The sequence below is a fragment of the Pedococcus sp. P1_H8 genome, from assembly GCF_056405175.1.
Window position 1 is genome coordinate 1 of record NZ_JBFUCP010000387.1, and the last position, 388, is coordinate 388.

Consider the following 388-nt stretch of genomic DNA (forward strand, 5'->3'; position numbering starts at 1 on the left):
CTCCAGGTCTGGACCTGACCGTCGTGGGACAACGCGGGCATGTCGCCGTACTGCTCGGCGTTGCGGTGGAGTAACTCGGGAATCGTCGACATTGCAGAGCCTTTCACTGAAGTGCGGCCGGAGCCCGCTCGGGTCGGATCGAACGAAGTGCGGAGAAGGTGCGTCAGCCGGCGGTGACCGACGGCTGGGTGGATCTGGTGCTGGCCTGGCGGAGATAGTCGGCGCGGCGAAGGAATCGGGTGCGCACCCAGTACGACAACGTCGACCTGGGCCACAGCAGCGTGTTGCGCCCGGTGACGGGATCCTGGTACCAGCTCTTGCATCCACCGGCCTGCCATACGGTCGAGGAGAGCCTCCCCTGCAGGAACTGGTTGAAGCGGTCCTGGGC

General features: G+C 65.7%; 1 pseudogene. It reads right to left on the reverse strand.

Annotation, left to right across the window (positions count from 1 at the left end):
- Positions 1-163: 163 nt before the first annotated feature.
- A pseudogene (locus tag AC1DYG_RS20490) lies at positions 164-388 on the reverse strand (hypothetical protein); the annotation flags it as partial.